The organism is Candidatus Methanoperedens sp., from assembly GCA_012026795.1.
GTDB lineage: Archaea > Halobacteriota > Methanosarcinia > Methanosarcinales > Methanoperedenaceae > Methanoperedens.
The window spans coordinates 1-7,645 of record VEPM01000057.1 but is presented as its reverse complement, the minus strand read 5'-3'; the positions used below and the strand labels follow the sequence as shown (position 1 = coordinate 7,645).

Sequence of the window (7,645 nt, the reverse complement as noted above, 5' to 3'; positions counted from 1 at the left end):
TTACCAAGCAATGCGAACTGTTTGAGAAGGCGGGCAATCCCATCATCTCGGTAGACTGTAAAAAGAAAGAACAGATTGGAAAGTTTAAGAACAATGGTAAGGAGTGGACAAAACAAGGCAAAGAGAACGAGGTACAGGTAAACGCCTATGATTTTCGCTCTCTTGCAGAGGGATTAGCCATACCATATGGGATATATGACAGATTAAAAAAGCAAGGGTTTGTGAATGTTGGGATAAATCATGATACAGCGGCATTTGCAGTGGAGAGTATCAGGAGATGGTGGAAGGAGTATGGAAACATCCAGTATCCGCATGCTACAGGAATACTCATTACCGCAGATGGTGGCGGATCAAATGGGGTGAGAAACAGACTGTTTAAACGAGAACTCCAGCGCCTGGTTAATGAAATCTGCCTACCAATAACGCTTGCTCATTATCCTCCAGCAACCAGTAAATGGAATGTCATTGAGCATCAGTTATTTTCTTATATATCTATTAACTGGCGAGCAAAACCATTAACCTCACTAGCGGTTATTCTAGAACTCATATCTCACACAACCACAGCATCAGGGCTTACGGTTTCAGCAATGGCAGATAATAATCACTACGAAACAGGATTAAAAGTTACAGACGAAGAAATCGAAAAACTCAATATTATGCGAAATGAATTTCACGGCGAGTGGAATTACACAATAAAACCACAAAGTGCTCTTCTATAGATAGTCAAGTTATTTATGAATGCCCCCTTAGGACCCGTCCCTATATTCATTTTCGTTCAAAAAACATATATTTTATCCCAAGAATCTATATATACTATTAAATATCAGTAGAAAAAAGGAGTTTAAAATGGAAACGCGGAAAGTCTATGTAAGCGGTGGTTCGACCTATGTCATTTCACTGCCGAAAAAATGGGTCAGGAAGTCAAAACTGAATGCCGGTGACTCTCTTGTGGTCACGGAACAGGGCAGTTCACTTCTCATCGAAACCAGCGTTGCCGAGAAAGAATCAAGAGTAAAAGAGATTAAAATCTCACAATTAACATCAAGCGAGGAACTTGAACGCCTGGTCATTGCTTTCTATCTTGTAGGGTATGATACCATAAGGATCAAACTTGACAGGAAAGACCACATCCCTTACAGGAAGAGTATTCGCAAAGTGCTGGATTACCTTATAGGGGTAGAAATAGTTGAGGATACAAACGATACAATGATCCTTGAGATCATGGTGGACTACAAGCGTATGAACACCATGCAGATACTCCAGAGGATGTACTCTATAAACAGGTCGATGTTGCTTGATCTTGGCAAAGCTTTGAAGAACATGGACATCGGGCTCGCAAAAGATATAGTTGTAAGGGAAAGGGAGATAGACAGGCTCTATTTCCTGGTCGTCAGGCAGTTAAAGAGCGCAGTTGAATACCAGCAGGTAGCTGAAAAACTGGGTATCAGGAACCAGAGGGACTGCCTGGGTTACAGGATTGCAGTCAAGGTGCTTGAGAGGATAGCAGACCATATAGAAAACATAGCAAATAATTATATCCAGTTGACCGGGATACAAAAAGATACGGTGCTGGAAGATTTCGTGAAACTTAATACAAATACTGTCGAAATATTCGAAAAATCGGTTGATTCTTTGTTTAAAAGAAATCATGTACTGGCTGAGAAGATCTTTCAGGAACTGAAGGAAATTAAAAAATCGCATGCAGATATCTCAAACGAACTACTCCAGCCGAAAAACATCCAGTCTGCAATATTGCAAAAAGCAATGCTTGACAGCCTGGGAAGAATTGCAAGTTACAGCGCTGACCTGGCCGAGATAGCCATCAACATGTCGGCAGGAGCCCCGGATTTTGATGACAATGGGGGGTAAGAGTTATAAGAAATCCATGGAACTCTTGTTATTCAGGTATTTGAATGCATTCAAATTAGAATACTATAATCTTTTCCATAAGGCGGCATGAACATAAAAGCCGTATCATGTTCATATGGATTTTAATTATGAACATGAAAATAAGCATTATGGACGTATAAATGATCATTAAATCCCAACACTGCCAAAATTAGTTGTAATCCCGCGATTGATTGGCTTTTAGTTAAATCGCTGCCTGATATCAGGCCAGGCGCGGTTTCGCTACAGGCTCGCCCTTCATCATATGCCCCATGAATAAATTCTTATCCTTCCATCAAATACTTTTCTTTGCATCTCTCCAATTATATACGCCTTTATATCCGAAGGGATAAGTATCCAGGCAGAATTATCCATAACTATCCAGCCCCTGTCGTTTTTTGTAACGACCTCTTGTAGCATATCAACATTTTTGATTACCTTGGCGTTTGCATATATCTCATTTGAACCATTGTTTACCAGCAAATCATCGATACCAAGACCCACCCCGTTTGCCTCAAATGCCAGCCAGTAATCTGACCTGCCCATATAAAACAATGATACTGCAGGCCTGCTATCTATTAGTATATCATTAACTTGCATATTTTCCCTGACATAGCCGTACGCTTTTTTGAAATCAGCCTGCGGTGCATTGACACCAAGGTTAAAATTATCTTCAGGTGTAATTATAAATATATGTTGTGAGAACGCCGTCACGATTAACAATAAAGTAATCACAATAGCACCGAGAGTTGATCCCGTCTTTGCAGCTTTATTTTCTCTATACTTCTGTGTGAGCCCGAACAGGAAATCAAAGAAGTAAGAACAAAATATCAGAAGGATCGGAAATATGAAATAAAGATACCTGGTGCCGGGCAGAGGAACATAATAGGAAAGAATATAAAAAGGGATGGCGAAGGCGGTTATCAGGAGCAATCCACTCATCCGGTTCTTGCACAAAGACAATACTGCACCAAATATCGAAAGATAAGTGAGAAATGACAGTTCAGTGTTCAGGATATTAAAATATACGTCAAAATATTCAACACTGGCAAGCCAACTATCCTTTGAAATAGAGGCTATTACAGCAAGAAAATCTGATCCCAGGAATTTTAAGAAAAGAAGTATCAGCACTACAATGAATATGAATAATCTAATATAATATTTCATATATACGAAATCTTTCCATTTATGCCTGATCTCCTTAAAATTAGCTATTAAAAAAAAAGGAGGGAATATTAAGATCAACACATATCCGAATACATGGCTTAATACAGCGCTGATAAAAAACAATACAGATAGTGAAAAATTCAAAATTCTTTTGCTTGTGTTCTTTCTTTCTTGATTATAAAAATTGAATTCAAAAAAGAAGTAAAGAGATAATAGATAAAAAAACTGGAGTTGCTGATACATCCTTGCCTGTCTTGACCAGGCAATCTCCATTACTGAAAAGGTTATCAATAGAGCTGCTATAAGTCCAATCCTTCTATTCCCGAATTTCACTCCCATAATATACACAAGTGGTATAGTAAGCGTTCCAAAAATTACACTGGGAAACCGGGCTGAAAATTCGCTAATACCAAAAATTAAAAAACTGAGGGATATAAAAAAAGTGTTCAAAATACCCCTCATATAAACGAAACCTGAAGGGAAAGCCGGGGTTCCGTGATTTATCAGAGCTACTGCGGCATTTGCCGATATCGCTTCATCTATCCAGAAAGAAGGTATATCTAAATGATAAATTCTGACCAGAAAGCCGTAAATAGTAAGAAATAGAAGCAGGATGATACTTATTTTACTTTTTAGAGGTAATATCATTGTTTTTGTTCTTAAATATTTTTCAATTGCAGTTGTCAACATAATACTTAATAAAGTTATTTTTATATATCCTATATTTTTTCAAGAAGCATAATTTTATCAATAGAAATATTATTATTATAAGTATTACCATTTGATATAAAGTAGTATGGTAATTTGATTATATAGACATCAGCTATGCGGAGGTAGTATAACGAAAAAGTGTCTTTACACGATTGCGGGATTAAGTCCGGTATTCATACTCGTGTATCTTCTTTACCTTATTACTTTTAATGTTCCTATCATCTACACCATAGATATTGGCTCGCCAGAAGACGTGGATTCCAGCAAAGATGCCTATTTGAAGGATATGATATATGAGGGGAGGTTAACCCAGAGCAGGACTATTGAAGGCGATACTATCAGAAACATGACAGGTTCACCTTTATATTTTTATATTAATCCCACGAACCGCATATCGAACGATACAAAGATAACAGTAAAGCTGAAATTCAGGGGGGATTCTGATGTCGATATTGCATTTTATAAAAATTATGCATGGCAGCCCCTGTTTATTAAAAGACTGGATAATTACACACCGGTCAAACAGTTTGGTGATACCAGCATCTATAGCATAGATAAAAGCAGTAATTATACAAATTATGATACTATAGAAGAATGGATTCCGGGCAATATACCAGAATTTTCATCTGTAGGATTGTACGGATACGATATTGACCCTGATATACTGGTTAACAGGGGGCTCACTTATAATAATGTAGAGACTGAGATCAATCAAACCCTCAGGGGGACGCATTCATTTCTCATCTATCTTAATGATAGCCTGGACCTGGCACTGGGTAAGCAGGACCTGAACTGGTATAATGGAAGCGATGAGTATTCTGTTGAACTCTATGATATGGACGGCCATCTGGTTTTTAGCGATACTATGCAGGATGATGGGATTACAGGCAACACCTCACAGAAGCTGCCACCACAGTTTAAAACTTTTTATAATTATAGTATGGAAAAAGGAATTTATGAGCTAAGGCTTGTCTATCTGAAGGGGGATAACAAAAATATGGATTCGGCCATAACGTGGATAAAAATAAACACGGACAAGATTGTAACTCAGGGGGATATCCTGCCTCTTAATCCTGGCACTCTCTTTTTCGATCTCAGGAAAAACACCACGCTAAAATTTTTTGCATGGCAGAGGGATGCAATTCAGAACCTGTCTATTAAAGGCACCATTGATAGGGATGTTATAATTAACAGCAGCCATTTAGGATCTCCGGTATCTGTGGAATTGCCTGCGGGCAGCTATAATATATCCATGAAAGGTAATCTCTATATATCAGGTGCAGATTTCGCTTTTGCAGAAAAATCTCTTTTCCAGCCCTTTAATTATCTGGTTACTGATGAAAATGATGAGAGTAGCGAGTGGTTAATAACCTCTAATTATCAGGTGGAGAGGGAAAGTAACGGCTGGATCATAGCCTGGAAAATATACAGCGGCTCCGATATTGATCTGATGAATGATAAAACCATAATCTTCGGGTTGAAGAAAAAAGGTGAACAGGAGGTAGAACTGGATGGATTTGAAGCCATTCTTACACCCGGATAAAGAAGCATTCGCAAAGCTTATTTCTCATATTTTCAGGAACTTGCTTGCTGTATATATCATACTTTTAACATTCAATTACGTCTCACCTGGATATATAGAATTTTACATTGATCTGGATTGGTTGCTCTATCCGCTGATAGTAATTGGGGCTGCTTTATTGACTATTTATATGCAGAATCTTGAGATTTCGAACAAAGCAGGATTTGAGAAAATCAAGAGGCTTATATCTTGTGTTTTCCTTGTGATGATTCTGATAATTACTATCCAGTCATTCGCTTCCGAACTTATGATTGATTGGATGATGCCACTGGTATTAACGGTTGTTGTACTGGGGGTTGTTACCTTCTATCTGGACAGGGATAAGCTTGATGCGATTGAGGAGGAAGCGCGGCAGGAGGAATTGGAGGAGAAAAAGCGGGTTTATAAAGAAGTATGGTATAACATAGTTCTGGTTGGAATAATAATTCTCTCTCTCATATTGAGATTTAATGGAATATCAACCCTGGATTACTGGGTTGATGAGTTTTATTCAATGGTCACAGCACAAAGCATATTAGATGGAACTTTTCCAATCCTTCCCTCTGGAGCTGAAAATCATCGGGCGATAGTATATTTCCACATGCTTGCAGGTTCTATCAAATTGTTCGGATTTAATCAGTTTGCAGGAAGATTTCTGAATTTAATCTTTACTTGCCTGACAATTTATACATTATATCTTATCGGACATCATCTATTCGATAGATTAGTAGGAATTATCTCAGCATTTCTATTCTCGATATCTCCTTTAGCTATACATTTAGCGAGGGAAATCAGGATGTATGAAATGACTACATTCCTTTCGCTGGTTACGATTGGATTAGGATATATTTATATAAACAAATTCAATAAACTCGAAACACCAATTAAAAACTTTTTCAAAGATAAAATTAATATAATGTATCTATCATTTTATATCCTTCTTTTATTTCTGACCTTTGATACACATATTACAACTGTAGCTTTCTTTTTTTCTTTTTATGTTTATTTTCTATACTCATATTTTATAAAACAACATAAACAATATAAAATATTTGTTTATATTATTCCAATAATGCTACCATTCTTGATTATCATTGCATATAAAAGCCTCAATCTTGTTGAGGGGTTCCTTTTTTTAACTGAAACCATTATTGGTTCACAAAGGCCTGTTTGGGCTTCAACGTATGTTCCGTTAAACTGGCATATCCTGAATCTGGTAAATAACTCCGGTTCAATATCCATTGTCTATGTCGGTCTTTTTTGTTCAATGCTGTTGATTGTGTATTCCAAATACAAAAGAGACAAACTGATATTTTTGATACTAATGATATTTATCCCGTTAGCATTGATATCTATCGCCCGTCTGGGTGTTGAGAGATATAGCTATTTCTTGTTGCCATTATTCATATTATATATCTCTGCTGGAATAGTAACGATATACAAATTAATATCTCCAATAATTTTCAAGGTAAAATATTTCAATATAATTCTCATTTTGGCGCTAACTGGACTTATTGTATTAAATATGCAGATCGGATATGATGCAAGTAATAATCCACCATGGGCTAAAAAAGTGAATTTCGAGAGAGCGAATGAAATTATTAATGAAAATTATGATAAAAATACTACATTAATATATAATTCTATGGCAGCACCGTTAGAAGCCTATAATACCAAAGCAAATTATTTTTTTATAGAAAACGGAATACAATTTTTAGATGAAAATGGCAACCATATGCTACTTGGTACAAAGTATTTGAAATTCGACGAATTTAAGGAATATATAAGAAACAATAATAATATTATAGTTGCAATAAGGCCATGGCCAACAGACATAACTTCTAACACATTTATATTTTTAAATCAAAATATGAAAAGGATTGACGATAGGAATACATCAATAATTATTTATTATAAGTAAATGTTAAAGCCTGTTTAAATCTCCATAAATTTCCGGATGTTTCTTCCTTCTCATATTGAAGAAAGAATTTTCAATATTTATTAATTCTTCCTCGTCTGTCTCCAAAAGTTTTAGAACTTCCTGTTTCGGATAACATGAGAGAATTATACTATCCTTTTGTTGAATTTTGTTAAATACTATCAAAATTCCTCTTAATAATACATACAGATCAAACTTCAAATTTGATTTGGAACAGTCGCTGTAATCAATCAAGAAAAATTTTGTTTGGCCAAGATATATGTTAGGAGGACCAAAATCACCATGAATAAGATAATTTTCTTTATTATTTTCATAGAATAAATAAAGTTCTTTTTTAATAAGTTTAAAATATTTAATTGACTGATCAAAACTCATAATTC

Annotated in this window: 5 protein-coding genes; 4 read left to right on the top strand and 1 reads right to left on the bottom strand. The window is 36.0% G+C overall.

Annotated features, from left to right (window positions below):
* Positions 1–719, top strand: a 719-nt coding sequence (locus FIB07_18025) for an ISAzo13 family transposase (GenBank protein NJD54743.1), incomplete at its 5' end; no start/stop codon positions are given.
* Between the two features lie 127 nt (positions 720–846).
* Positions 847–1,869, top strand: a complete 1,023-nt coding sequence (locus FIB07_18020; GenBank protein NJD54742.1) for a phosphate uptake regulator PhoU — start codon at positions 847–849, stop codon at positions 1,867–1,869.
* A gap of 279 nt (positions 1,870–2,148) precedes the next feature.
* Here the strand turns inward: FIB07_18020 and FIB07_18015 are convergent, their stop codons facing one another.
* Entirely contained in the window at positions 2,149–3,744 is a 1,596-nt protein-coding gene (locus tag FIB07_18015; protein NJD54741.1) for a hypothetical protein, read from the bottom strand.
* Between the two features lie 202 nt (positions 3,745–3,946).
* Here FIB07_18015 and FIB07_18010 point away from each other — a divergent pair, with 202 nt between their 5' ends.
* Together FIB07_18010 and FIB07_18005 are read left to right on the top strand one after the other, a co-directional pair.
* The gene (locus FIB07_18010) at positions 3,947–5,308 is read left to right on the top strand and encodes a hypothetical protein (protein ID NJD54740.1); all 1,362 of its coding nucleotides are present in this window, start codon (positions 3,947–3,949) and stop codon (positions 5,306–5,308) included.
* Positions 5,277–7,247 (top strand): hypothetical protein, encoded by a 1,971-nt coding sequence (locus FIB07_18005; GenBank protein ID NJD54739.1) that lies wholly within the window; start codon positions 5,277–5,279, stop codon positions 7,245–7,247. Before FIB07_18010 ends, FIB07_18005 begins: the two co-directional genes overlap by 32 nt.
* The last annotated feature ends 398 nt before the right edge of the window (positions 7,248–7,645 follow it).